Origin of the sequence: Curtobacterium sp. MCBD17_026 (genome assembly GCF_003234895.2) — a bacterium.
GTDB lineage: Bacteria > Actinomycetota > Actinomycetes > Actinomycetales > Microbacteriaceae > Curtobacterium > Curtobacterium flaccumfaciens.
On sequence record NZ_CP126281.1, the window covers coordinates 3,262,549 to 3,286,716 of the forward strand.

General features: G+C 71.8%; 17 protein-coding genes. 5 read left to right on the plus strand and 12 right to left on the minus strand.

The genetic code is table 11. The features are described 5' to 3' along the window. Positions 1-2: 2 nt before the first annotated feature. The 7 genes from DEI85_RS15475 to sucC form a co-directional block, all read right to left on the minus strand. Positions 3-1,802, minus strand: a complete 1,800-nt coding sequence (locus DEI85_RS15475; protein WP_110859571.1) for an ABC transporter ATP-binding protein — start codon at positions 1,800-1,802, stop codon at positions 3-5. A gap of 101 nt (positions 1,803-1,903) precedes the next feature. Continuing rightward, positions 1,904-3,712, minus strand: a complete 1,809-nt coding sequence (locus tag DEI85_RS15480) for an ABC transporter ATP-binding protein (protein ID WP_110859546.1) — start codon at positions 3,710-3,712, stop codon at positions 1,904-1,906. Between the two features lie 569 nt (positions 3,713-4,281). Next, on the minus strand, positions 4,282-5,916 hold the full coding sequence (gene purH, locus DEI85_RS15485) for a bifunctional phosphoribosylaminoimidazolecarboxamide formyltransferase/IMP cyclohydrolase (protein ID WP_111123235.1): 1,635 nt from the start codon (positions 5,914-5,916) through the stop codon (positions 4,282-4,284). After that, the gene (gene purN / locus DEI85_RS15490) at positions 5,913-6,506 is read right to left on the minus strand and encodes a phosphoribosylglycinamide formyltransferase (RefSeq protein WP_071404669.1); all 594 of its coding nucleotides are present in this window, start codon (positions 6,504-6,506) and stop codon (positions 5,913-5,915) included. The genes purH and purN overlap by 4 nt, the downstream gene beginning before the upstream one ends. Before the next feature lie 41 nt (positions 6,507-6,547). Next, positions 6,548-8,605 (minus strand): cell division protein PerM, encoded by a 2,058-nt coding sequence (locus DEI85_RS15495; RefSeq protein ID WP_111123234.1) that lies wholly within the window; start codon positions 8,603-8,605, stop codon positions 6,548-6,550. Positions 8,606-8,709: 104 nt separating this feature from the next. After that, positions 8,710-9,597, minus strand: coding sequence for a succinate--CoA ligase subunit alpha (gene sucD / locus DEI85_RS15500; protein WP_111090930.1), 888 nt, complete (start codon positions 9,595-9,597; stop codon positions 8,710-8,712). An 11-nt stretch (positions 9,598-9,608) separates the two neighbouring features. Further along, positions 9,609-10,778, minus strand: coding sequence for an ADP-forming succinate--CoA ligase subunit beta (sucC, locus tag DEI85_RS15505; protein ID WP_111090929.1), 1,170 nt, complete (start codon positions 10,776-10,778; stop codon positions 9,609-9,611). A 223-nt stretch (positions 10,779-11,001) separates the two neighbouring features. Between sucC and DEI85_RS15510 the strand changes: the two genes are divergently transcribed. From DEI85_RS15510 to DEI85_RS15530, 5 genes are all read left to right on the plus strand, one after another. Then, a complete protein-coding gene (locus tag DEI85_RS15510; protein WP_110859570.1) occupies positions 11,002-12,633 on the plus strand; it encodes a RecQ family ATP-dependent DNA helicase in 1,632 nt (543 codons plus the stop codon). A gap of 232 nt (positions 12,634-12,865) precedes the next feature. Beyond that, the gene (locus tag DEI85_RS15515) at positions 12,866-13,165 is read left to right on the plus strand and encodes a hypothetical protein (protein WP_110859541.1); all 300 of its coding nucleotides are present in this window, start codon (positions 12,866-12,868) and stop codon (positions 13,163-13,165) included. A 42-nt stretch (positions 13,166-13,207) separates the two neighbouring features. After that, positions 13,208-13,570 (plus strand): hypothetical protein, encoded by a 363-nt coding sequence (locus tag DEI85_RS15520; RefSeq protein WP_146248980.1) that lies wholly within the window; start codon positions 13,208-13,210, stop codon positions 13,568-13,570. Further along, positions 13,567-14,400, plus strand: coding sequence for an oxygenase MpaB family protein (locus DEI85_RS15525; RefSeq protein ID WP_146248979.1), 834 nt, complete (start codon positions 13,567-13,569; stop codon positions 14,398-14,400). Before DEI85_RS15520 ends, DEI85_RS15525 begins: the two co-directional genes overlap by 4 nt. Before the next feature lie 65 nt (positions 14,401-14,465). Next, positions 14,466-15,104, plus strand: coding sequence for a pyridoxal 5'-phosphate synthase (locus DEI85_RS15530; protein ID WP_111123232.1), 639 nt, complete (start codon positions 14,466-14,468; stop codon positions 15,102-15,104). 26 nt (positions 15,105-15,130) lie between these two features. Here DEI85_RS15530 and DEI85_RS15535 read toward each other — a convergent pair whose 3' ends face one another. From DEI85_RS15535 to DEI85_RS15555, 5 genes are all read right to left on the minus strand, one after another. After that, positions 15,131-17,584 (minus strand): GNAT family N-acetyltransferase, encoded by a 2,454-nt coding sequence (locus DEI85_RS15535; RefSeq protein ID WP_258376291.1) that lies wholly within the window; start codon positions 17,582-17,584, stop codon positions 15,131-15,133. Continuing rightward, on the minus strand, positions 17,581-18,984 hold the full coding sequence (locus DEI85_RS15540) for a lysine N(6)-hydroxylase/L-ornithine N(5)-oxygenase family protein (protein WP_111123231.1): 1,404 nt from the start codon (positions 18,982-18,984) through the stop codon (positions 17,581-17,583). The genes DEI85_RS15535 and DEI85_RS15540 overlap by 4 nt, the downstream gene beginning before the upstream one ends. Further along, positions 18,981-20,405 (minus strand): pyridoxal phosphate-dependent decarboxylase family protein, encoded by a 1,425-nt coding sequence (locus tag DEI85_RS15545; protein ID WP_111123230.1) that lies wholly within the window; start codon positions 20,403-20,405, stop codon positions 18,981-18,983. The genes DEI85_RS15540 and DEI85_RS15545 overlap by 4 nt, the downstream gene beginning before the upstream one ends. A gap of 284 nt (positions 20,406-20,689) precedes the next feature. Continuing rightward, a complete protein-coding gene (locus DEI85_RS15550; RefSeq protein ID WP_111123229.1) occupies positions 20,690-23,137 on the minus strand; it encodes an ATP-dependent helicase in 2,448 nt (815 codons plus the stop codon). 12 nt (positions 23,138-23,149) lie between these two features. Beyond that, complete coding sequence (locus DEI85_RS15555; protein ID WP_111123228.1) at positions 23,150-24,160, minus strand: glycerophosphodiester phosphodiesterase family protein; 1,011 nt, start codon at positions 24,158-24,160, stop codon at positions 23,150-23,152. Positions 24,161-24,168 lie beyond the last annotated feature (8 nt).

A 24,168-nucleotide genomic window follows, 5' to 3' on the forward strand; every position in this document is an offset into this window, starting at 1 on the left:
GCCTAGACGAGCGAGTCGCGCCAGGCCGCGTGCAGCTGGGCGAACCGTCCGGTGCCGGCGATGAGGTCGGCGGGGGTGCCGTCCTCGACGATCCGGCCGTGTTCCATCACGAGCACCCGGTGGGCGATCGCGACGGTGGACAGGCGGTGCGCGATGATCACCGCGGTGCGGTCGGCGAGCAGGGTCTCCAGGCCCTCTTGCACCAGTCGCTCCGAGGGGATGTCGAGCGACGCCGTGGCCTCGTCGAGGATGAGCACCTTCGGGTCCGCGATGAACGCCCGCGCGAACGAGAGCAGCTGCCGCTGGCCCGCCGAGACACGGCCACCGCGCTTGTTCACGTCGGTGTCGTACCCGTCGGGCAGCGCCATGATGAACTCGTGCGCGCCGACGGCCTTGGCGCTCGCCTCGATCTCCTCGCGAGACGCACCGGGCTTGCCGAGCGCGATGTTGTCCGCGACGGTGCCGGAGAACAGGTACGCCTCTTGCGTGACCATGACGATCGCGCGGCGCATGTCCTTCGTGTCGAGGTCGCGCAGGTCCACACCGTCGAGCTTGACCGAGCCCTGCGTCGGGTCGTAGAAGCGCGCCATGAGCTTGGCGAGCGTCGACTTGCCGGCACCGGTGGACCCGACGAGGGCGATGGTCTGCCCCGACGGGATGTGCAGGTCGAACTCCGGCAGCACGACCTTGCCCTTGTTGTAGGCGAAGACGACCTCGTCGAAGTCCATCTTCCCGGTGGCGTCCGCCAGACGGGTGGGCTTCACGGGGTCCGGCACGCTCGGCCGTTCCTCGAGGACGCCGGAGATCTTCTCCATCGCCGCCGAGGCCGACTGGTACCCGTTGTAGAACATCGCGAGTTCCTGCGCCGGGTCGAAGAAGCGCTTGGCGTACAGCGCGACCGCGAGCAGCGCACCGACCTCGAGCGTCCCGCCGACGATCCGGAAACCACCGACGATGACGACCGCGGCCAGCGTCGCGTTGCCGATGAGCACGAGCACCGGGTCGAACGTGCCGAACAGGTTGAACACCTTCGTGTTCGCCACCCGGTAGTCCTCGACGAAGCCGCCGTACTCGTCACGGTTGCGGGACTCCTTGCGGAACGCCTGCACCGCTCGGATGCCCGTCATCGTCTCGACGAAGTGCACGATCACGCGCGCCGAGGTGACGCGGGTGGCGCGGAACAGCGTCTGCGAGTTCGTCTGGAACCAGCGGATCAGGAACCAGAGCGGCACGAGCGACACCGCGAGCACGAGCCCGGACGTCGGGTCGAGCAGCACCAGGGCCACGGCGGTGAACACCATGTACAGCACGCCCTGGATCAGCTGGTTCAGCCCGGAGTCGAGCAGCTCGCGGATCGAGTCGAGGTCACTCGTCTGGCGCGAGATGATCCGGCCCGACGTGTAGGTCTCGTGGAACTCGAGCGAGAGCCGCTGCGTGTGCAGGAACACCCGCTTGCGCAGGTCGAACAGGATCGCCTGGCTGATCCGTGCCGCGAGCACCGTGTACCAGGCCGTCAGCACCGCACCGAGGACGGCCACGACGATGTACGTCGCGACGACGCCGAACGCCGGCACCCAGTCGTTCTGGTCCATCACCGCGGGCAGGGCGTTGTCGATTCCCCACGCGATGAGCGCCGGACCCGCGACGGTGCCGGCGGTCGAGACCACGACCACGATGCCGAGCAGCACCAGCCGGAGCTTCAGCGGTGCGGCGAGGGACCCGAGCAGGGCGAGGGACCGGCGCCGCAGGCGCTTGCTCTCGGCCTTCGTGAAGTCCTCACGCTCCTCGCCGCGCACGCCCATGGTGGTGATCGAGGCGGTGACGGGGGCGGCAGCCTGCTCGTCCGGAGCTTCCTGCGGGACGGACGCCGTGCCTCCCGGCAGGTTCTGGTCGGTCTGCTGGCTCATGCCATCGCCTCCTGTCGTGCGGTCGCGTCGTCGTCGTCGAGCGACGAGATGACGTAGCGGTAGTGCTCGTTGGTGGCCATCAGCTCGTGGTGGGTCCCGACGGCCGTGACGACGCCGTTCTCCATCAGGGCGACCCGGTCTGCCAGCGTCACCGTCGACGGACGGTGCGCCACGATGAGCGACGTGGTGTCGGCGAGCACGCGGCGCAGGCCCGCCTCGACCCGCGCCTCGGTGTCGACGTCGAGCGCCGACAGCGGGTCGTCGAGCACGAGCACCGACGGCCGCGCGGCGATCGCGCGGGCGAGTGCCAGGCGCTGGCGCTGGCCACCGGACAGCGACAGCCCCTCTTCACCGACCCGGGTGTCGACGCCGTCGGGCAGGTCGTCCACGAAGGACGCCTGCGCGATGTCGAGCGCCTCGCGCATGAGCGCCTCGGCCTCGGCACCCTGCACGTCCGGTCGCCCGAGGAGCACGTTCTCACGCACGGTCGACGAGAACAGGGTGGCGTCCTCGAAGGCGACGCCGACGTGCCGGCGCAGTTCCTCGCGGGTGAGGTCGCGGATGTCGACCCCGTCGATCGTCACCGAGCCGCCCGTCACGTCGTACAGACGCGGCACGAGCGAGAGCAGCGTCGTCTTGCCGCAGCCGGTGAGCCCGACGAGCGCCATGGTCTCGCCCGGCTGCAGCTGCAGTTCGACGCCGTTGATCAGGTCCGGGTACTGCGGTGCGGAGTCCTGGTACCGGAAGTGCACGCCGTTGAACGACAGGGCGCCGTGCGGCTGGGCGATCGTCTTCGGGTGCTCCGGGTCCGTGATGGTGTTCTCGGAGTCCATGACCTCGAAGAAGCGGTCGACCGCCGTGCGGGTGTCGAACGTCATCGAGAGCAGGAAGCCGATCGACTCGATCGGGAACCGCAGCACCGTCGCCGTCGCGAAGAACGCGAACAGCTGGCCGACGCTGAGCTGCCCCTGCGACGCCAGCCAGATGCCGGCGAGCAGGCACAGGGCGAACGCGACGTCCGGCACGAGCAGCAGCCAGAGCCAGATGCCCGCGATGGCCTTCGCCTTCTTGATCTCGGTGCCGCGCAGCGCCTCGGCCTGCTCGCTGAACTCCTCGAGCTTCGCGCCGCCGCGACCGAACGCCTTGAGCACGCGGATGCCGTGCACCGACTGCTCGACGCTCGTGGCGAGGTCTCCGACCTGGTCCTGGCTGCGGCGTGCGACGGCGGAGTACCGGCGCTCGAACAGCAGGCCGTTGATCCACAGCGGGATCGAGGCGATCAGGAAGATCAGCCCGAGGATCCAGCCGAAGGTGAACAGCACGACGAAGCCGACGACGATCGTCACGATGTTCACGACGAGCAGGACGACCCCGAAGGCCAGCCAACGCCGGATCAGCGACAGGTCCGACACGGAACGGGACAGCAGCTGCCCGGACTCCCAGCGGTCGTGGAACGCGACCGGCAGGTCCTGCAGCTTCGCGTAGAGCGAGTTGCGCATGCTGGTCTCGATGCGGGTCGAGGGGCGCATCACCAGCCGGCGGCGCGAGGCGATGAAGAACGCCTCGAGCACACCGAGGGCGAGCACCCCGAGCCCGGCGGGCCAGATCTGCGCCGAGTCGCGCGACGACAGCGGACCGTCGACGAGCCACTGCAGCACGTAGGGGATTGCGAGCGCCACCAGGGAGGCTCCCATCGCTGCGGCCATGCCGCCGATGAGGCGCCCCTGGTAGGGCTTCACGTAGGGGTAGATCCGCGCGATCGCGCGGAAGGTGGACGGGCGCGCCGTGGTGGGCGACTTGGACATGCGTTGCGTCCTCATGCGTCTGCCGGGTCCCCGGGTCGCGCTGCGCGGTGCTTGCTCGCTGCTTGCTTGCTTGCTTGCTCGCTTGCTTGCTTGCTGCTTGCTTGCTCGCGTCGCACGGCTTCGGCCTGGAGGCTCGGTGTGGCGTTGCGTGGTGATCATCGGCCGGGCGCGTGGTCGCGTCTCCGCCGTCACTCGCATGACGTCGGTCGGGCCGGAGGCACCGAGGGACAGTCGTCCCCCGGGTTCAGGCGGGTGGTTCGCGGACGCCGGTGCTGCTGCGCCGCGGGGCCGTGGGAACGGCCCGACTAGACGGCGGCCGCGGCGCGGGGCCGCGGTGCGATCAGGGATCGCCGTGCGGGAGTGGTCCCCACGACGGACACGAGACCTGCACGGGCGGCCGTCGCCACGGTTCCGGTCATGTTGTCCATCGTCACTCCAGTCGTCGTCTTCGTCACCGTTGTGTCCGCGGTGCCGCCGGTCCCGAGGGATCGTCGGCTGCCTGCCGCGGAGCCTTACAGACTATTCACAGTGACTCATGGCGCGCAATGGTTCGCCACCGATTGTTCACATCAGTGGAAGAAGTGGCGCTCGCTCGTGAAGTACATCGTGACGCCGGCGGCCTTCGCCGCGGCGATGACCTCGTCGTCGCGGACGCTGCCACCGGGCTGCGCCACCGCGCGGACACCGGCGTCGAGCAGCACCTGCAGGCCATCGGCGAACGGGAAGAACGCGTCCGACGCCGTGACACTGCCGGTCGCGCGGTCACCGGCACGGTTCACCGCGAGGTGGCAGGAGTCGACCCGGTTGACCTGGCCCATCCCGACACCGACACTCGCGCCCTGGTTCGCCAGCAGGATGGCGTTCGACTTCACCGAACGGCTCGCCCGCCACGCGAAGGCCAGGTCGGCGAGGGTCTGCTCGTCGGCGGGCTCGCCGGCGACGAGGGTCCAGGTGGCCTGGTCGAAGCCCGTGAAGCGGTCGGCGTCCTGCACCAGGAACCCGCCGGAGATCTGCTTGACCTCGCGGTCGGCGAGCGCGAAGTCGGCCGGCAGCGTGAGCAGGCGGATGTTCTTCTTGCGCGACAGGATCTCGAGCGCCTCGGGGTCGAACCCGGGGGCGACGACGACCTCGGTGAAGATGTCCTTCACGGTCTCGGCCATGGCCACGGTGACCGGGCGGTTCGCGGCGATGACCCCGCCGAACGCCGAGAGCGGGTCGCAGGCGTGCGCGGCGGCGTGGGCCGAGGCGATCGGGTCGGCGGAGTCGGCCGGGGCGATCGCGATGCCGCACGGGTTGGCGTGCTTGATGATCGCGACGGCGGGCTCGTCGAAGTCGAAGGCCGCACGGACCGCTGCGTCGGCGTCGACGTAGTTGTTGTACGACATCTCCTTGCCGTGCAGCTGCGTCGCCTGCGCGATGCCGGTGCCGTCCGACGTCGTGTAGAGCGCCGCGGCCTGGTGGGCGTTCTCGCCGTAGCGCAGGGTCGCCGACAGCTCGGCCTCGGCCGCCAGGTGCTCGTCGAACGCACCGGGGGTCCGGATGTCGCCGGCGGTCGTCGGGGCCGCAGCGGCGGTGACGACGTCGCTCGCGAAGTAGGACGCCACCGCGGTGTCGTAGGCGGCGGTGTGCGCGAAGGCCTGGGCGGCGAGGCGCTTCCGGAGCTCGAGCGTCGTGCCGCCGGCCCGCACGGCCTCGACGACCTCGGGGTAGGACGCCGGGGACACGACGATCGCCACGTTCGGGTGGTTCTTCGCCGAGGCGCGGACCATCGCGGGGCCACCGATGTCGACGTTCTCGACCACGGTCGCGGTGTCGGCACCCGACGCCACGGTCTCGACGAACGGGTACAGGTTCACGACGACGAGCTCGAACGGCGCGATGTCGAGGTCGGCGAGCTGCTGCTCGTGCGACTCGAGCCGCAGGTCGGCGAGCAGGCCGGCGTGCACCGACGGGTGCAGGGTCTTCACCCGGCCGTCGAGCGACTCGGGGAACCCGGTGACGCTCGCGACGTCGGTGACGGCGTAGCCGGCGTCACGGATGGTCTGCGCGGTGGAGCCGGTCGACACGATCTCGACCCCGGAGTCGGCCAGGGCGCCGGCGAGCTCGAGCAGGCCGGACTTGTCGCTCACCGAGATCAGTGCACGGCGGACCGGGACCACGTCACGGTCGCGGTAGAGGCTGGGGTCGGCTGCGTGCACGCTCATGCGCTCGGGGTGCCCTTCAGGTCGGTGGTGCCGTTGGCGATGTCGAGGATGGTCTGGATGAGCAGGCGGCGCTCGACCGGCTTGATGCGGTCGTGCAGCGTCGACTCCGTGTCACCCGGCAGCACCGGGATGCGCTCCTGCGCGAGGATCGGCCCCGTGTCGACGCCGTCGTCGACCGCGATGACGCTCGCGCCGGTCTCGGTGACCCCGGCGGCCAGGGCATCCCGTACGCCGTGGGCACCGGGGAACTCCGGCAGGTACGCCGGGTGGGTGTTGATGATCCCCGGGGCGAACTCGGACACCACGGCCGGGGGCAGCAGGCGCATCAGGCCGGAGAGCACGAGCAGGTCGGGCGACCACGGGCGGATCTGCTCCGCCAGGGCCTGGCCCCACTCGGCGCGCGAGTCGTAGCGGGTGAACGGCACCGTGAAGGTCGGGATCGAGAACTCCTCGCCCAGGCCGAGGCCCTCGGCGTCACGGTCGGCACCGATGGCGACGACACGGGCGGGGTACTCGGCGTCGAAGGTCGCTTCGAGCAGGGCTCGGAGGTTCGACCCGGTACCGGAGATCAGGACGACCAGTTCGAGCACGGCACCAACCCTACCGGGAGCCGCGGCGTCGACGGGCGCTGTTACCGGTCGCCCTTCGGCTGCCGCCACCAGGGCAGCTCGTCCTCGGGGATCTGGTCGGTGACGTCCCACTTCGTCGGGCGGGACTGCTCCGCCGGCCTCGAGGCGGGCGCACGCGTGTCCGGCGCGACGTCCACGCGGTCCGCCTCCGCCGTCTCGTCCACGTCATCCCGGCCGGCGACGAACTCCTCGGTGCTCCACGGGAACGCGGGCTGGGCGTCGGTCGGTACCGGGGTGGGTGCAGCTGCCGGGGCGGGCGCTGCGGGCCGCTCGGAGCCGGGGCGCTGGGGCTCGACATCGGAGCCGGTCACGCGGTCGCGGAGTGCACCGGCTCGTCCTCGGACACCTTCGGCCGCACCGGCCAGGCGGTCGCGGAGGCCACCCAGGGCTGCTCGCCCGGCACTGCGGCGCTCCGGTTCGGGCTCGGCGGTCAGGCGGTCGGCGGCCACCGCGTCGGTCTTCGCCCAGTCGGGGAGCTCGACGTCGTGGTCGGTGTCGTGGTCGCGCGGTGCGTCGGGCGTGGGTGCGGGTGCGGGTGCGGAGGCGGGCTGTGCGGGTGCCGTCTCGGCCGGCTCGCTGCCGATCGACGCGCTGCGGACGGGCTCGCTGCTGACCGGCCCGGTCGGGCGTTCGGTCGTCGCGCGGGACCGTGCACCGGTCGACCCGTCGTGGGACTCCTCGACCACGAAGCGGTGCACGTCGGTGGTGCGCCCGGCACCGGCCTGGTCGAGCGCGGCGAGCAGGGAACCCTCGCCGAGGTCGACCCCGGCGCGCGCCGTGTCGCGGTCATCGTCGGGATCGTCGGCCTCGGTCCAGCGCTCCCGCGTCCATCCGCTCTCCGGCAGCCGGACCAGATCACTGCCCGCGGCGAGGGCGATGATCGCCGGCAGGCCGACCTCGAGTGCGGCGAACCCACCGACCGCGAGGGCGTCCGGGCCGACGTCGGCCAGGCGCCCGGGGCCGAACGAGCCGGACGACACCCAGGCGATCAGTCCCGTGAGCACACCGGCCACGAGTCCTGCGACGACACCACCGAGTGCACGGTGCAGCGCGGAGTCGGCGGCGCCCAGCGCCCGCACCAACCGCGGTCGCATCGAGCCGCCGATCGCGAACCCCGCGATGACCGGCACGAGGATCCAGACGAGCCCGAAGGTGTGACCGGAGGTCGGCAACGCGCCGAAGACCGGCAGACCGGGGATGGGGCCCAGGGTCGTGGCGATCGGGGACACGCTCGACCCGGTGCCGATGGCGAACCCGGGGCCGATCAGCCACGAGGTCGCCCACCCGACGAAGTCCGGCAGGAACGCGAGCTGCCCGACGGTGAGCGCGACGCCGCCGATGACCCCGGCGTGCGACTGCTCGTACAGGGTGATGACCTCGGCGAACGAGGTGAAGAGCAGCAGACCGACCAGCACCGCGGCCACCCCGACGACCACGGCGGTCGCGGCGGTCCCGGCGCGCAGGCCGAACCCGGCGACGGACCGCCAGACGGCGGGGATGCGGTCCATCAGGTCGATGACGCGCTGGGTGCCGGCGTCGGCGGGCATGTCCCTGCGACGACGGCAGACCTCGGAGGCGGCGAGTGCGGGGATCCCGAACCAGAGCGCCGGCAGCACCACGGCCTGCCAGAGCGTGGGGCGGGTGGCGGCGGAGGTCGACGACAGCGCGACGGCCAGGCCGAGGAGCGCGACGGCGGCGGTCCCGACCAACAGCCCGGTGGTGCGGTGCTCGGTCTCGGCGAACCGACGTCCGGCGCGGGCGCCGAGCCAGGCCGTCACGACCGCGAACCCGAGGGCCGCGAGGGTCACGTGGATGGGGTCGGCGGCGCCGCTGACCCCGGTGCTCTCGGCGAGTGCGGACCCGAGCAGGAACGAGACGTCGACGCCGTGCCCGACGAGCCACACGCTGCCGGTGGCCTTCCAGAACACGTCCCAGTCGACCTGCAGGCCGTACTCGAACCCCCAGAGCAGCGTCAGGGGCACGAGGGCGATCCCGATGCCGACGCCGACCGTCACGATCGCCTCGATCGCGGCGAGCAGAGCGGTTCCCAGGCGGTTCATCGCAGCGAGGATACGTGAGCCGCAGCCGGAACGACGGGAGGCTCGGCGCGGAACCCGCACCGAGCCTCCCGGCTTCCTCCCGACCGTCTGCCGGGCGCTGGTCGCTAGCGAGCGGCGACGACCTCGCGCAGCAGCGCGGCGGTCTCGGACGGCGTCTTGCCGACCTTGACGCCGGCGGCCTCGAGCGCCTGCTTCTTCGCCTCGGCGGTGCCGGCCGAACCGGACACGATCGCGCCGGCGTGGCCCATCGTCTTGCCCTCGGGAGCGGTGAAGCCCGCGACGTAGCCGACGACCGGCTTGGTGACGTGCGCCTTGATGAACTCGGCGGCGCGCTCTTCCGCGTCGCCACCGATCTCGCCGATCATCACGATGGCCGAGGTGCTGGGGTCGGCCTCGAACGCGGCGAGCGCGTCGATGTGCGTGGTGCCGATGACCGGGTCGCCGCCGATGCCGATGGCGGTCGAGAAGCCCAGGTCACGGAGCTCGTACATCATCTGGTAGGTCAGGGTGCCGGACTTCGAGACGAGCCCGATCGGACCCTTGCCGGTGATCGTCGCCGGGGTGATGCCGACGAGGGACTCCCCCGGGGTGATGATGCCGGGGCAGTTCGGCCCGATGATCCGGGTCGTGCCGCCCTTCGCCTTGGCGTGCGCCCAGAACTCGGCCGAGTCCTGCACGGGGATGCCCTCGGTGATGACGACGACGAGCGGGATCTCGGCGTCGATGGCCTCTGTCACGGCGTCCTTCGCGAACGCCGGCGGGACGAAGACGATCGAGACGTCGGCACCGGTGGTGTCGATGGCCTCGCGCACCGAGCCGAAGACCGGCAGCGACACGTCGCCGTGGGTGACGGTGGTGCCGGCCTTGCGGGCGTTCACACCGCCGACGACGTTCGTGCCGGCCTTGAGCATCAGGGCGGTGTGCTTCGTGCCCTCGCCACCGGTGATGCCCTGGACGATGACCTTGGAGTCCTTGTTGAGGAAGATCGACATGGTCAGTCCCTTCAGGCCGCTGCGGCGGCGAGTTCGGCGGCCTTCTCGGCCGCATCGTCCATGGTCGCGGCGACGGTGACGAGCGGGTGCGCTGCCTCCGCCAGGATCCGGCGACCCTCTTCCACGTTGTTGCCGTCGAGTCGCACGACGAGCGGCTTGGTGGCCGCGTCGCCGAGGATGCCGAGCGCGGCGACGATGCCGTTCGCGACGGCGTCGCAGGCGGTGATGCCGCCGAAGACGTTCACGAACACGCTCTTCACCTGCGGGTCGCCGAGGATGACGTCGAGGCCGTTGGCCATGACCTCGGCCGAGGCGCCGCCGCCGATGTCGAGGAAGTTGGCGGGCTTCACGCCGCCGTGGCGCTCACCGGCGTAGGCGACGACGTCGAGGGTCGACATGACGAGCCCCGCGCCGTTGCCGATGACGCCGACCTGGCCGTCGAGCTTGACGTAGTTCAGCCCGTGGGCCTTCGCCTTGGCCTCGAGCGGGTCCTCGCTTGCGGTGTCCTCGAGCTGCTTGTGGCCCTCGTGCCGGAAGTCGGCGTTCTCGTCGAGCGACACCTTGCCGTCGAGTGCCAGGATCTGGCCGTCGCCGGTGCGGACGAGGGGGTTCACCTCGACGAGGGTCGCGTCCTCGCCCTTGTAGACGTCGTAGAGCTTCACGAAGACGTCGGCGACCTGATCGCGGAGCGACTCCGGGAAGTTCGCCCGCGCGGCGATCTCGAGCGCGGCGGCCTTGTCGATGCCCGTCAGCGGGTCGACCTCGACCCGGGCGAGCGCCTCGGGCTTCTCGACGGCGAGCTGCTCGATCTCCATGCCGCCCTCGACGCTGGTCAGCGAGAGGTAGGAGCGGTTGGCCCGGTCGAGCAGCACGGAGAAGTAGAACTCCTCGGCGATGTCGGCACCCTGGGCGACCATGACGCGCTGGACGGTGTGGCCCTTGATGTCGAGGCCGAGGATCGCCTGCGCGTGCTCGAACGCCTCGTCCGGGGTCTTCGCGACCTTCACGCCGCCGGCCTTGCCGCGACCGCCGACCTTCACCTGCGCCTTGACGACCACGACGCCACCGATCTTCTCGGCCGCCGCCTTCGCCTGCTCGGGGGTGTCGGCGATGATCCCCTGCAACACGGGGACGCCGTAGGACTCGAAGAGGTCCCTGGCCTGATACTCGAAAAGATCCACGCTGTTCTTCTTCCCGCACGGTTCGTGCGATCGGCATCGGTTTCCCGGTCGCGCTCTCCACATCGAGGGTCGCTCGATGTCGAGACAACGGCCGCCACGCAGCCTAGCGCTGCTCGGTGGACGGCCGGTGCACGGGAACCAGGCCCGGGTCGGCCTCGACCCGCACGAGCCGCTGCGCGCAGCGCTGGGACCGGCCCGAGGTCCCGCTCGGCACTGTGGATCGGTGCAACCCGAACTCCGTACCCGTGCCACCGAGGTCTTCGGCTGGACGCTCCGCCCCGACCAGGAGTCCGTCATCGACGCGGTGCTCGACCGCCGCGACGCCCTGGCGGTCATGCCCACCGGATCGGGGAAGTCCGCGATCTACCAGGTCGCCGGTCTCGGGCTGGACGGCCTCGTCGTGGTCGTCTCCCCGCTCGTGGCGCTGCAGGAGGACCAGGTGGTCGGGCTCGAGCACCATCCCGACGCCCCTCGCGCCGTCGCCCTGAACGCCACGAAGAAGGCACGGGACGTCGCCGATGCGTGGGACGCCGTCGCCGCGGGCGAGGTCGGGTACGTGTTCCTCGCCCCCGAGCAGCTGGTGAAGGACGACGTGCTCGAGCGCCTCCGCGATGCCGGGGTCGCGCTGGTCGCCGTCGACGAGGCGCACTGCATCTCGTCCTGGGGCCACGACTTCCGACCGGACTACCTGGCGCTCGGCGAGGTCGCGGAGCGCCTGGGCCGCCCGCCGCTGCTCGCCCTGACCGCGACGGGCTCCGCTCCGGTGCGGGACGACATCGTCGAGCGGCTCGGCATGCGCGACCCGTTCGTGCTCGCCTCCGGGTTCGACCGTCCCGGCATCCGGCTCGAGGTGGTCCGGCACGCCGAGGACGCCGAGAAGCGCCAGGCCGTGGTCGACCAGGTCGCCGAGCTCGACGGGCCCACGGTCGTCTACGTCGCCACCCGCGCCGCGACCACGGAGTACGCCGACGCCCTCGCCGCCCGCGGTCGCCGTGCGCAGCCGTACCACGCCGGCATGCGGGTGGCGGAGCGCGAGGCCGTGCACACCGGGTTCCTGGACGGCGGCGTCGACGTGGTGGTCGCGACGAGTGCCTTCGGCATGGGCATCGACAAGCCCGACGTCCGGTACGTCGTGCACGCCGACGTCCCCGAGTCGATCGACGCCTACTACCAGGAGATCGGACGGGCCGGGCGGGATGCCGAACCGGCGGGCGCCACCCTGCACTACCGCGCCGAGGACTTCGGCCTGCGCACGTTCTTCGCGTCCGGCTCGCCGCGGCCGGCCTCGGTCCGGGCCGTGTTCGATGCCGTCCCGGCGACCGGCTCGATCGCCCGCTCCGCACTGGTGGAGGCCTCTGGTCTGTCGTCCCGCACCGCCGGTCGAGCACTCAACGCCCTGCTCGACGCCGGTGCCCTGCGCGACGACGTCGACGGTGTCTCCCGGGTGCCGGACGGCCCGCAGGACGCCGACCGTGCTGCCCGTGCCACAGCCGACCGTGCCGCCGAACGGGAACGGGTCGAGGAATCCCGCATCGCGATGATGCGCCAGCTCGCCGAGACGACCGGGTGCCGCCGGCAGTTCCTGCTCGGCTACTTCGGCGACGAGCTGCCGGAGCCGTGCGGGAACTGCGACACCTGCTCGTCCGGCACGGCCCGCGACGCCTCTGCACACGTCGCCGACGGTGCGAACGACGAAGCATGGCCGCCGGATGCGCGCGTCGAGCACGCGGAGTGGGGCACGGGCGTGGTGATGAGCACGGAAGAGGACCGCATCACGGTGTTCTTCGAGTCCGCCGGCTACCGCACCCTCGCACTCGCCGACGTCGAGCAACGCGACCTGCTCGAACGCGTCTGAACGGACCAGGGACGAAAGCGCAGGCGGCCAGCGCGTCGGCCCGGACGACCCGGGCGGGGAAGGCGCGGTCGCTCGACCACCCGTCGGCGACCGCGCTCCACTCCCCCGAGCATCGGCGATGCTGCCGTGGCGGTGTGACCGGCAGGTGACGCCCGGGTGAACACGACACGAAACCGGACGGCCGCCAAGCGCCGACGGGTAGGCAGGAGGCCCGCAACGGAAAGGAACCACCATGAGCGACCCCGGCATCAGCCCCGTCGACGACTTCGAGTCCCAGCAGCGTCGCGACGACGACATCGACCGTGAGCACGTCGGCCCGTACGAGGCGGACGAGGCCGAGGAGTCCCTGCAGACGGTCACGAACGACGCGGTCGCCGGCGAGACCGTGGAGCCGCAACCCGGTGACGGCTCCGACGACGGTCCGACCGGTGGCTCCCCGCGCGAGGGCTCGCCCGACCTGTGGGAGCACGAGAACGAGCAGGACGAGGACCGCGCCGACCTCGGCAACGACCTCGGCACGAAGCCGCTCTGAGCTGATCAGGCCCCCCGGGACACGGCTCGGTAGCATCGGGCCGTGTCCCGACGAGTCCGTGCCAGCGTCCGCAGCATGCCCTCGGCAGCGCGGCTGCTGGCGGTGGCGGTGATGCTCCTGATCGCCGCCGCGGCACACCTCGCCGCCCGCTCGGAGCCCGGTGGCCGCTGGGTCCCGCTCCTCGTCGTCGGCGTCGTCGGTGCGGTCGTCACCGGATCACCGACCCGCCTCTGGCCGCTCCCCGCGATGTGGCTCGTCGTGACGCTCCTCGCCCTGACCGGTGCACCGGCCGACGCCTCGTACGCACTCGTCGCCCTGGTCGTCGGCGCAGTCGCGCTCCTCGCGGCGATCGCCGTGGACCTGCGGCCCGTCCTGCGGGCGCGACCCCGACGGGGTGCAGCGTGAGCACCCCAGGGCCTGGAGGCGCGACGCACGACCCGCGCCGTGCCTCCCGTCCGCCTGCTGGGCGCGTCCACGACCGTCACCTGCGTCGGTTCCTCGCCGACAGCACACCCGTGGCCGCGGGCGGCCGCGCCATCCTGCTGCAGATCGCCGACCCGGTCGTCGCGGCCGGTGTCCGACGGCACTCGGACTTCGCCCGGCGACCCCAGCAGCGGCTCGCCCACACCCTGATGTTCGTCTACGCCGTCGTCATCGGCACGGAGACCGACTCGGCGACCGCTGCCGGCTTCGTCAACCGTGCGCACCGGCCCGTCGCCGGCGCCGACGACGTCGACCGGCAGCTCTGGGTGGCCGCGACCCTGTTCGACTCCGCCCGGCGGGCGCACGAGCTGTTCGGCACACGCGTCTCCGCGGCCCGCGCCGAGCAGGTCCTCGCCGCCTACGCCCCGATCGCGACCGCGCTGCGGGTGCCGCCGGAGCGTTGGCCGACCTCGGTGGCGGTGTTCGACCGGTACTGGCAGCGGACGCTGGAGGGGCTCGAGGTCACCGACGACGCCCGCGGGGTCGTCCGTGACCTGCTGCACCCGCGGTTCGCGCCGCTGTGGGTGCGGGCGGCGATGCCCCTCGTCCGCGTCGTGACCGTGGGGATGCTGCCGGAACGGGTGCGCACGGCGTACGGCTTCGCGTGGGGGCCGCGGGAGGAACGGCGCTTCCGGCGCACCGTCCGGGTGGTGGCCGGGGTGCGGGCGCTGGTGCCGAGGGCGCTGCTGCGACTGCCGGGTCCGCTGCTGCTGCGGGCGATGCGGCGGACCGCGGGGCGACACGTCACGTGACCCGTTCGGTGCGTCACCGCCGGACTCCCTGAGCGCCGACCGCCGGCGCACGGTTGGGTGGGTGCATGTCCTCTGCCCCGCTCTCCGGTGACGACTCCCTGCACCTGCCCGAGTTCGACAGCCCGCCGGCGTCTCCGCTCGACCTCGCTCGCGAGTGGCTGTCCGCGGCGAAGGACCGAGACGTCTCCGAGCCGTTGTCGATGACCCTCGCCACGGCCGGGGCCGACGGCCGCGTGTCCGCTCGCACGGTCGACGTGAAGCGCATCGAGGCGGACGGACTGGTCTTCGGGACGTCGGAGGACAGCCCGAAGGGCCGGCAGCTCGCCGAGAACCCGCACGCGGCCCTGCAGGCGTACTGGCGCGAGACGATGCAGCAGCTCCGGTTCGAGGGCCACGTGGTCCGGCTGTCGGACGCCGAGTCCGACGCCCTGTTCGCGGACCGCTCCCCGAAGTCACGCGCGGCGACGGCCATCGCGGACCAGTCGGCCGTGCTCGAGCCGCGGACACTGCAGGACCTGATCGACGACGCGAACGACCTGCTCGACGACTCCGACGACGACGTCCCCCGGCCGGCACGGTGGGTTGCCTGGCGTCTCGAGCCCGACATCGTGGAATTCTGGCACGGCAGCCGTGACCGGATGCACCGACGTCTGCAGTACGCACTCGCCGAGGGTGCCTGGTCGGCCACCCGCCTGCAGCCGTAGTCGGCGCGGCTCCGAGCCCCCGCCCCCTACCGCCCGATCGGGTTCGCCATCACCCCCGCCCGGATGAGCGACGCCGACTGGTCCGCCAGGTCCACCATCGACAGCGTGTTCCGCAGCTGCAACCGGTTCAGGCACGAGTGCTCGAACGTCGGCACGCGTAGGTCCAGGGGACGACGGCGGTCCGGGTGCGCGTCGGCGTGGGCGTCGATGCACTCCCCCACGACCTGCCAGAAGCGGGACTCCGGCAGCACCTCGTCGTCGTCGAGGATCGCGGCGACGAACCGCAGCACCCCGTCGAACACGTCGGTGAACACCGCGAGCGCGGCCTCGTCGTCGGGCACCGGGTGCACGATCCGGTCGATGTCGGCGGGTACCGGGCGGTCGTCGTGCCGCCCGAGCACCGCGGCCTCTTCACCGATGTCCTTCATCACGGCGCGGACCACGACGCCGTCGCGCACGACGAGCACCAGGTTCTCGCCGTGCGGCATGAACACCAGGTCGTGCACGGTCAGGCAGTGCACGACGGGCAGCAGGTAGGCGTCGAGCCAGCGCCGGACCCAGACGTCGGCGGGCAGACCGGAGGCCTCGATCAGCGCCGAGACCACGGCGTTCCCCGAGGCGTCCCGGTGCAGCAGCGCCGCCATCGTCAGCAGTCGCTCGCCGTCCGTCACCCGCGGCAGCGGGCTCTCCCGCCACAGCGCCGCGAGCATCTTGCGCTGCGGCGAGGACACGTCGACCCGGTGGTAGGCGTCCCCCGTGTAGCCGATGGCGGCGTGCTCCCGGAGCACGGAGAACCCGACAGCGGCGAGCGTGGGGTCGGCGGAGACGATCGACTCGACCCAGTCGTTCACGGCCGGGGTGTTCCGCATGTACGCGGGGGACATCCCCCGCAGGAACCCCATGTTCTGCACGGCGAGCGCCGTCTTCACGTACGACCGTGCCGGCTCGGTGCGGTTGAACGCGGTGCGGATGGACTGCTGCGGCTGGTACTCGTCGGGTCCCTCGCCCAGGTCGACCAGGTCCTGTCGGCCCAGGTCGGGTGCGAAGGTCACGGCGATCCGGTGCTGCCACTGCCACGGGTGCACGGGAAGCCACACGTAGTCGTCGGGGTCGAGCCCGCGACGCTCCAGCGTGGCACGGAACCCGGCCACGACAGCCGGCGACAGCTCTGACTCCCAGTGCGCCTGCTCGGTCCGGTCCGCGGCGAGCGCCAGGTGCGTGTGCTCGCGTCGAGCGGCGAGCCACCGGTACCGGAACCGACCGCCGGACTCCGGCGCGAACGCCCGGTACTCGTCGAGCCCGAACCCGATCCGGCCGTTGGCGGCGACGAACGCCGGGTGTCCCTCGGTCATCGCCGCCTCGACGTCCTGGAACGACGCGACGACGTCCTCGACGTCCTCGACGGACCCGGCCGAACCGGCCGATCCGGCAGAACCGGCCGCCCCGGCCCCGCCTCGCCCCCGTGCCAGCTGCCCGGCCGACGGTCCGCCCCGCCGGTGCTTCGCCGCGGCACTCGCCAGCGTCGACGCGATCTCCTCCAGGTACGTGCCGAGCAACTCGTCGGGGATCCCGAGCACCGCGCGCAGCTCGAGCACGAGCTCCTGCGCGCTGAGCGGCGCCGGCACCCCCGCACGGGTGCGCGTCAGCGAGGCCTCGTCCACCGACCAGTGCTCGAGCACGTGCTGCCGCGCCCGGAACCGGTAGGTCGACTCCCCCGCGTCGAGCCGCCACCCGTCCCCGTCCGGCACGGGTGCGATCAGCCGTTCGTGGGTGAACTCAGCGATCGTCTTCGCGACGAGGTGCCGTTCGGCGGGTTCCAGGTGCTCGGGCCGCAGGTGTGCGGCTGGCCCGTCGTCGTCGGGGACGCCGATCCGGTCGGTGTCGAGCACCGACAGCAGGGCCCGCTTGCCGTCGACGTCCACCTGTCGCAGGGCGCGGAACCCGACCTCGGCGTTCTTCGCCTGCACGGCGGTGTTCCGCACGTCGGGTTCGACGACGACCCGGCGCGCGCCGAGGGCGTCCCGGCAGTGCTCGACGACGGTACGCATCACCGCGCTGGTCAGGCCGTGGACACGACCCTCGGTGGGCACCGGCGCGACGAGCAGGTGCATGCCGACGTCGCCGGGTTCGGCCGCCCACACGTCGGTGAGCAGGACGGCGGAGGGGTCGTAGGTCTCCGCCAGGAAGCACGGTTCGCCGTTCCGGCGGCCGAGCCACGCTGCCTGCGCGGGGTCCGCCTGCACTCCGGCCAGGTAGGCGCGCACGCCGTCCACGTCGAGGTCGCCCATCTCCCACCACGACGACGCCGGGTGGGTGAGCCACGACTGCACGACGGCGGCGTCCCGTTCCGGGTCCACGGGTTCGACGGTCAGGAGGCCCGGCTCGGCTCCCCCGGGCGCGGTCGCCCCGTGCGCGTCGACCGTCGCAGTGCCCGTGCCATCGCTGCCCGTCACACCGGTGCTGTCGACGACGGCGCTCATGCGGACACCTCCGCACGCTCGGACGCGGGCCGGGCCGGCGCGCGCTCCGCGGCGCCGGGGCGGGCGGTGGACGGCTCCGAGGCGGGCAGGCCGAACTCCTGGAAGGCGATCCGGGCCTCCAGGCCGTACACGGGGCGACCCGTGACGGACCGGATGATCGACGCGTTCCGCCACGCACCCATGCCGAGGTCGGGCGCGGTCAGGCCGTGCGTGTGCTCCTCGGCGTTCTGCACCCAGATGCGTCCGCCCAGGGTGTCGACGTGGTGGTCGCGGGCGACGGCCAGGCGACCGCGGGAGTCGCGGGCGACGAGGTGCTCGACCGGGTCGAGGAACCGCGGGACCCGCGGGGTGTACCCGGTGGCCAGCACCAGCTGCTCGACCTCGTGCTCGTACGTCTGGTCGAGCTGCTCGTGCCGGAGCGTCAGCCGGTACGCGCCGCGGTCGGCAAGCCAGGCGGCGTCGACGACGCTCGTCTCGGTCCGGAGCGTCGTCGGGACCGGCCCGCGCGCACTGATCCGGTAGAGCTGGTCGTACAGGTCGTCGACCAGGTCGGCGCTAATGCCCTTGTACAGGCCACGCTGCTCGCGCCCGAGGCGGTCGCGGACGGCTTCGGGCAGCCCGTGGAAGTGGTCCGTGTACTCCGGGCTCGTCATCTCGAGGGTGAGCTTGGTGTCCTCCATCGGGAAGAACCGGGGCGAGCGAGTGATCCAGTCGAGGCGGTAGCCGTCCTGCCGGATGTCCTCGAGCAGTTCGCGGTAGACCTCGGCGGCGGACTGCCCGCTGCCGACGACGGCGATGGACCCGGCGTCGCGCAGGGCGTCGCGGTTCGGCAGGAACTCGGCGGAGTGGACGGCCGGCCCGCCGATCCCGCGCAGCGGGGCGGGCACGGACGGCTCGGTCCCGATGCCCACGACGACGTGGTGTGCGCGGTACGTCTCGGGACCCTGATCGGTCTCGGCGTGCACCGTGAACGTGTCGGTGACCGGGTCGTGCTCGACGGCGGTCACCCGGCGGCCCCACCGCAGGGTGTCGAGCCGGTCGGCGGCCCAGCGGCAGTAGGCGTCGTACTCGCTGCGCAGGGGGTGGAAGTCCTCGCGGATGTAGAACGGGTACAGGCGCCCGGTGTCCTTGAGCCAGGCGAGGAACGAGAACGGCGAGGTCGGGTCGGCCATCGTCACCAGGTCGGCGAGGAACGGCACCTGGATCGTGGCGTCGTCCAGCATCATGCCGTGGTGCCAGGCGAAGCCGTCGGCGGCGTCGAGGAACACCGCGTCGAGGTCGGCGATCGGGTCCGTCAGACAGGCGAGGCCGAGGTTGAACGGGCCGATGCCGATGCCGACGACGTCGTGCACGACGGGGTCGGCGGTGGTTGCGCGGTCCGTGGTGCGGTCGGCGGTCATCGGGTCGCTCCCTCGGTCTCAGTGGTGGCTGCGCGCACCCGGGCGGCCGTCGCGACGACGTGCTCCAGCGACGCGCGCATCTGCTCCGGCGTCGTCTCCGGGTTGAGCAGCGTGAGCTTGTTGCACGGCCGGCCGTCGATGACCGTCTTGGCGATCAGCACCCGGCCCTCGGCGAGCAGGGCCGAGCGGATCGGGGCGACCAGCGCGTCGGCGGCCTCGTCCGTCATGCCGGCGGGCTGCCAGCGGAACAGCACCGTGCTGAGCTGCGTCGGCGCGACGAGCACCAGGTCGGGGTGCTCCTCGACGATCCGGTGGGTGGTCACGGCGAGGTCGATGACGGCGTCGAACGCGGCCCCGATCGCGTCGGCACCGGTCGCCCGCAGGGTCGCCCAGAGCTTCAGGGCGTCGAACCGGCGGGTGGTCTGCAGCGACTTGTCGACCTGGTTCGGCTCGGCGGCGTCCTCGGGGTTCAGGTAGTCGGCGTACCAGGCGGTGCGGCGCAGGTCCTCCGGGCGCTGCACGAGCAGGGCGCTCGACGACACCGGCTGGAAGAACGACTTGTGCAGGTCGGCGGTCACGCTCCGGGCCCGTTCGACGCCGTCGAGCAGGTGCCGGCGGGTCGGGGACACGAGCAGCCCGCAGCCGTACGCGGCGTCGACGTGCAGCCAGACTCCCTCGAGGTCACAGACGTCCGCGATCGGCTCGAGCGGGTCGATCACCCCGCGGTCGGTGGTGCCGGCGGTGGCGACGACGGCCATCGGCGTCTGCCCGGCTGCGCGGGCGGCGGCGATCGCCTCCGCGAGGGCGGCCGGCACCATCCGGCCGGCGTGGTCGGTGGCGACGGCGACCACGGCCTCGAGCCCGAGCAGCCGCGCCGACTTCGCGATGCTGAAGTGGGTCTCCGCGGTCGTGAACACGGTGCCGCTGGTGCCGAGGGCCTCGCGCGCCAGCAGCAGGGCCTGCAGGTTCGACTGCGAGCCGCCCGAGGTGAAGACGCCGTCCCCCGCGGCGAACCCGATCCGACCGGCGAGCCAGGCGACGACGTGCCGCTCGATCTCGGTGCCGATACGGGACTGGTCCCAGGTGTCGACCGACGGGTTCACGGCGGCCAGGACCGACTCGGCGGCGACCGCGGGCAGCGCGACCGGGCAGTTCAGGTGCGCGAGGTACGCCGGGTCGTGGAACCAGACGGCCTCGCGGACGAACAGCTCGTCGAGTTCGGCGAGTGCACGGTCCGTTCCGAGGGGTTCGGCGTCGAGGTCGACGTCCTGCACCCGGGCCCGGAGGACCTCGGGAGCGGTGTCGGTCGTCGGACGGTCGGCGGCGGCGAAGCGGTCGGCCAGGCGGTCCACCGTGGACGTCACGGCGGAGCGGTAGCGCTCGGCGGTGGCGGTGGTCAGGAGTTCGATGGGAGGTGTCACGTTAGGTGAGGCTAACCTCACAAACCGTGATCGTGCCACCCGAACGAGGGGCGGCTGTCCGGCCGTGCGTGTCAGACGCTCGTCTGCCGGACGGGCCAGGCGTCCCCGCCCGGCGGGACCAGGGCGTGCGTCGTGAGGATGGCCGGGGTGTGCGGGCCTCAGCGGGTGCCACTGTCAGCATCCGCGACGGCCGGGGTGCTGCCGATCACGGGGAACGCCCGGGTCCGTTCCGTGAACTCCGGACCGGCCGCGGCTTCCGGTTCGGTGTGGACCGGTGAGGGCTCCTACAGCTTCTCGATCGGGGCGATCTTGATGAGGAGCTTCTTGCGGCCCGCTGAGTCGAACGCGATCTCGGCGATGCGCTTGGCACCCTGACCCGTCACCGCGGACACCGTGCCCTCACCGAAGTCGACGTGCTTGATGCGGTCACCGGCGACGAGTTCCATGTCGCCGTTGTCGCGCACCTGCCCGGACACCCGGTTCGCCCACTCGGTCTTCGGGCGGGTCTTCGAGGCCGCCGCCGCGCGGTCGTACGAGCCGCCGCCCCAGCCACCACCACCGCGGTAGCCACCACCCCCGCCACCGCCGCCGAAGCCGCCGTCGCGCTTGGCGTTCAGGGCGCGGGGCTGCGTGCCACCACGGCTGTTCGCCATGCCCGGGGACTGCTTCCACTCGATGAGCCCCTCGGGGATCTCCTGCAGGAAGCGCGAGGGCATCGCCACGTTCACGTCGCCGAACTGGGCGCGGGTCATCGCGAGGGACAGGAACAGGACCTTCTTGGCGCGGGTGATGCCCACGTAGAACAGCCGGCGCTCTTCCGACGGCCCGCCGGGTTCGTTGGCGGACATCCGGTGCGGCAGCAGGTCTTCCTCGACGCCGGTCAGGAACACCGCGTCGTACTCCAAGCCCTTCGCGGTGTGCAGCGTCATCAGCGACACCGTTCCCGAAGAGTCGTCGAGCTCGTCCGCCGCGGCGACCAGCGAGACCTCGGTCAGGAAGTCCGACAGCGTGCCCTCGGGGTTGTTCTTCTGGAACTCACGCGTCACGGCCACGAGCTCGTCGATGTTGTCGGCACGGGCTGCGTCCTGCGCGTCGGGCGACTTCCGCAGGTTGTCGAGCAGCCCGGAGCCGTCGAGCAGCTGCGTCAGGGTGTCGACCACCGGCTGCGTCGGGGCCTTCTCGGACACGGAGTCGAGCAGCGCCGCGAACTCGGTGATGGCGTTCCGCACCTTCGGCCCGAACCCGAGCTCGCCCGCGTGCCGCAGGGCGTCGCGCATCGTGGTCTCGTGCTCGTCGGCGTAGCGCTGCAGCGTGGTCTCGGTGACCGAGCCGATGCCGCGCTTGGGCACGTTGAGGATGCGGCGCAGGGCCATCGGGTCGGCCGGGTTGGCGACGGTGATCAGGTACGCCATGGCGTCCTTGATCTCGGCGCGCTCGTAGAACTTCGTGCCGCCGAGCACCCGGTACGGGATCGCCGCACGGATGAAGATCTCCTCGAGCGCACGGGTCTGCGAGTTGGTCCGGTAGAACACCGCCATGTCGCGGTAGTCCATGCCGTCTTCACGCAGGCGCTGGATCTCGTCGGCGACGAACTGCGCCTCGTCGTGGCCGGTGTACCCGGTGAAGCCGACGATCTTCTCGCCGGCACCGACGTCGGTGAACAGGCTCTTCGCCTGGCGGTCGAAGTTGTTCGCGATGACGGCGTTCGCCGCGTCGAGGATGTTCTGCGTCGAGCGGTAGTTCTGCTCGAGCAGGATCGTCCTGGAGTTCGGGAAGTCCCGCTCGAACTCGACGATGTTGCGGATGTCCGCCCCGCGGAACGCGTAGATCGACTGGTCGGAGTCGCCGACCACCGTCAGGGACGCGGGGGCGATCGACCCGTCGGTCTCCCGCATCCGGGCGACGTGCTGGCCGGAGTCCTCGAGCTTGTCGACCTGTTCGACCGGCACCGGGCGGGTGAGCTCACGGATCAGGGCGTACTGGGCGTGGTTCGTGTCCTGGTACTCGTCGACCAGGATGTACCGGAAGCGGCGCTGGTACAGGGCAGCGACGTCCGGGAAGGCCCGGAACAGGAACACCGTCTGGCCGATGAGGTCGTCGAAGTCGAACGCGTTCGCCCGGCGGAGTTCGTTCGTGTAGCGCCGGAACACCTCGGTGAACATGACCTCTTGCGGGTCGTTCACGTTGATGTTGCGCGCGTAGGTGTCGATGTCCTGCAGCTCGTTCTTGAGCTTCGAGATCTTCGACGCCGCGGCGCCGACGGTCAGCCCGAGGGAGTCGGCCTCGAGCTCCTTGATGATCCGCTTCAGCAGCGCCTTGGAGTCGGCGGAGTCGTAGATCGTGAACGACTGCGGGAACCCGAACCGCTCGGCTTCGCGCCGCAGGATGCGCACGCACGCCGAGTGGAACGTGGAGATCCACATCCCCTCGGCCTCGCCACCGACCAGGGCCCGGACGCGCTCGCGCATCTCGGCCGCGGCCTTGTTCGTGAACGTGATCGCCAGGATCTGCGACGGCCAGGCTTCGCGGTTGGCGAGCAGCAGCGCGATGCGGCGGGTGAGCACGCTCGTCTTGCCGGAACCGGCACCGGCCACGATCAGCAGGGACTCGCCGCGGTACTCGACGGCTTCCTTCTGCTGGGGGTTCAGACCCGCGGTGAACGGGTCTTCGTACGCGCGGGCACCGGCGCCCGGCTCGGGCGTCGATTCGAAGGGGTCGAGCACGATCGTCATGTCCGGGACAGTCTAGGCGGGACCCCCGACAGCGGACCGGGCGAGCACCGCCAGGTCAGGGTGGTCGGCGAACACCCCGTCGAGTCCGGTGCGGATCACGGACGTGAACCACCGCTCCCAGTCGCCGAACGCCGCGACGTCGCCACCACGACGCAACGGCGACGGCAGGAACCGGTTCTCCGGCCGGAGGGTCCACGTGTACACCGCGAGCCCCGCGGCGTGGGCGCGTGCGACGATCGCGCTGCGCACCGGCGTCGGGTCGTCGAGCGCGACGCTGTCGACGCCGGCCATCAGGGTGCCGAGGTCGACGCTGATGCCGTGGAACTCGGTCGCGAACGACGCGAGCGCGTCCTCGGAGCGCTCGGCGGCGTAGGTGGGGGCGAGCGATCCGTGGGACGCGACCTCGTCCGCGGCACTGCCACGGGCCTCCTGGAGGTACACGAGTCGACCACCGGTCCCCCGCTCGCGCAGGTCGCGCAGCACGCCCTTCTCGAAGCTCTCCACCGTGAGCCGCTCGTCCCGCCGCCACCCGGCCTCGCCGAGCGCGGCGTCGACGAGTTCACCCATCGGGAACCCGGCGCGGTCGAAGTACGCGGCGTGCTTGACCTCGGCGACGAGCCCGACCGGGCGGGGTGCGGCATCGAGGACGGCGAGCAGGTCGACGAGCCGCAGGATCGGCTGCACACCGTCGTGCTCGGCGGATCCCGGGCGGAGCACCGGCAGGCGCTCGCGGGTGCGGAGCGTCTGCAGCTCGGCCCACGTGAAGTCCTCGGTGAACCAGCCGGTCAGGGTCTGGCCGTCGACGGTCTTCGTCGTGCGCAGGTGCCGGAACTCGGGGTGGTCGGCGACGTCCGTGGTGCCCGAGACCTCGTTCTCGTGCCGGAGCACCAGCACGCCGTCCTTCGTGGGCACCAGGTCCGGTTCGATCGCGTCGGCGCCGAGTTCGATCGCGAGGTCGTACGCGCTCCGCGAGTGCTCGGGACGGTAGCCGGACGCACCGCGGTGGGCGATCACGAGGGTCATGGCGCGAC

Bases quoted from the DNA above. Each gene is read 5' to 3' on its own strand.
- DEI85_RS15475 (WP_110859571.1), bottom strand. From the start codon at position 1,802: ATGGGCGTGCGCGGCGAGGAGCGTGAGGACTTCACGAAGGCCGAGAGC.
- DEI85_RS15480 (WP_110859546.1), bottom strand. From the start codon at position 3,712: ATGTCCAAGTCGCCCACCACGGCGCGCCCGTCCACCTTCCGCGCGATC.
- purH (WP_111123235.1), bottom strand. From the start codon at position 5,916: ATGAGCGTGCACGCAGCCGACCCCAGCCTCTACCGCGACCGTGACGTG.
- DEI85_RS15495 (WP_111123234.1), bottom strand. From the start codon at position 8,605: ATGAACCGCCTGGGAACCGCTCTGCTCGCCGCGATCGAGGCGATCGTG.
- sucD (WP_111090930.1), bottom strand. From the start codon at position 9,597: ATGTCGATCTTCCTCAACAAGGACTCCAAGGTCATCGTCCAGGGCATC.
- DEI85_RS15515 (WP_110859541.1), top strand. From the start codon at position 12,866: ATGAGCGACCCCGGCATCAGCCCCGTCGACGACTTCGAGTCCCAGCAG.
- DEI85_RS15530 (WP_111123232.1), top strand. From the start codon at position 14,466: ATGTCCTCTGCCCCGCTCTCCGGTGACGACTCCCTGCACCTGCCCGAG.
- DEI85_RS15535 (WP_258376291.1), bottom strand. From the start codon at position 17,584: ATGAGCGCCGTCGTCGACAGCACCGGTGTGACGGGCAGCGATGGCACG.
- DEI85_RS15540 (WP_111123231.1), bottom strand. From the start codon at position 18,984: ATGACCGCCGACCGCACCACGGACCGCGCAACCACCGCCGACCCCGTC.
- DEI85_RS15550 (WP_111123229.1), bottom strand. From the start codon at position 23,137: ATGACGATCGTGCTCGACCCCTTCGAATCGACGCCCGAGCCGGGCGCC.
- DEI85_RS15555 (WP_111123228.1), bottom strand. From the start codon at position 24,160: ATGACCCTCGTGATCGCCCACCGCGGTGCGTCCGGCTACCGTCCCGAG.